At 22.2% G+C, this 1527-nt stretch carries 2 protein-coding genes; both read left to right on the top strand.

Going from position 1 to position 1527, the window contains the following annotated elements:
- Positions 1 to 18 precede the first annotated feature (18 nt).
- Positions 19 to 408, top strand: coding sequence for a GntR family transcriptional regulator (locus G3997_RS03035; protein ID WP_296647902.1), 390 nt, complete (start codon positions 19 to 21; stop codon positions 406 to 408).
- Positions 401 to 1495: a DUF1648 domain-containing protein gene (locus G3997_RS03030; RefSeq protein ID WP_296647894.1), complete on the top strand. Its 1095-nt coding sequence runs from the start codon at positions 401 to 403 to the stop codon at positions 1493 to 1495. Before G3997_RS03035 ends, G3997_RS03030 begins: the two co-directional genes overlap by 8 nt.
- The last annotated feature ends 32 nt before the right edge of the window (positions 1496 to 1527 follow it).

Here is a 1527-nt window from a genome sequence, read left to right as displayed (position 1 = left end):
TARTAAAGGAGTATAAAAATGATTTTAAATTTAGACTTTAATAGCGATGTTCCTATTTATGCTCAGATTAGAGAACAAATAATTAAATCTATTGCTAGTGGAGATTTAAAAATAAATGAATCTTTACCATCAGTAAGAAATATGGCAGAAGAAATAGGGGTAAATCTTCATACAGTAAATAAATCTTATAATTTACTTAAAGATGAAGGCTACATAAATATAGACAGAAGAAAAGGTGCAATTGTAAATAAATTACCAATTGATAAAACCGATGATAACATGAATAAAATTGAATCTATGTTAGACCTTTTGGTAGCTCAAAGTTATCTCTTAGGAATGTCTCGTGAAGAATTTTTAAATTATAGTAATAAATTATTTGATGAATATGAGGTGAAAGATTATGAATAGTAGTTTGGCTTTAATTATTAATGTTCCAATATTATTTTTACTTTATGTATTAACTTATTTTACTCAAGCTTTAAGTGGTAAAAGACAATTTTATGGAATAAGCTTAAATTCTGATTATTTTTATAAAGATGAATTTAAAACTTTAGATAAAAAATATAAATTATTTACAACTATAGGTTTTATAATATCTTTAACTCTTGAATTAATATTTGTATATATATTTAAAGCTTATTTAATTTCTTCAATTTTACCAATGTTAGTCTTTTGTTTATATAACTTTATTTTATATGTAAATATTCATAATAAAGTAAAGATACTAAAATCTAAGTTAGCACCAAATATCTCTGATTTAGATTTAGAAAAAACTAGTGTTATATTAGATACTGACTTCATTGTAGAAAAAAATAAAATAGTAAAAAAGTACTCATTAATACTTTTAATACCTTTAATAATAGCTACTTTAGTTGGAATATATGTATTAGCTAATTATAACTCTATACCAGATATAATTCCTACTCACTGGGGACTAAAAGGAAATGCAGATGCATTTGCAGATAAATCATTTATAAAAATATTTTCTATTGTAGTCATGATGATTATGTTTGGAGTTATTATATATCTAGCATCTATATATTCTTTAAAATCTAGAGTTAAATTAGATCCTAATTTTATAGATAATAGTAAAAAGTCTCAATTATACTATTTAAATATGTTTGGTATTACTTTTTTAATGTTAAATATAGGATGTCAAATTTTATTTATAAATATACTTATTGCTACTATGAATGGTAGTAGTGTAAATCCTTTTATATTATGGACAGCTACAATTATAATTATTTTAACTGCTATTTATCAAACATATTTATATTATAAATCACCTAATAAAAATAAAAATGCATCTTACTCTATAGATGACGATGATTCTTTATGGATACTAGGTTCTATATATAATAATCCTAATGATCCATCAATTTTTGTTAATAAAAGATTTGGCGCAGGTTGGACTATAAACATTGGTACGACTAAAGGTAAAATATTCTTTATATTACCATTTATAATAATTATACTTTCATTATTTTTTATATAATCTGTTGTAATAGCTGTTTTGCTAAATATATT

This window comes from Romboutsia sp. 13368, assembly GCF_018336475.1.
Lineage (GTDB): Bacteria > Bacillota > Clostridia > Peptostreptococcales > Peptostreptococcaceae > Romboutsia.
Note: the sequence above shows the minus strand (reverse complement) of the source record. Positions and strands in the feature narration are given on the sequence as shown.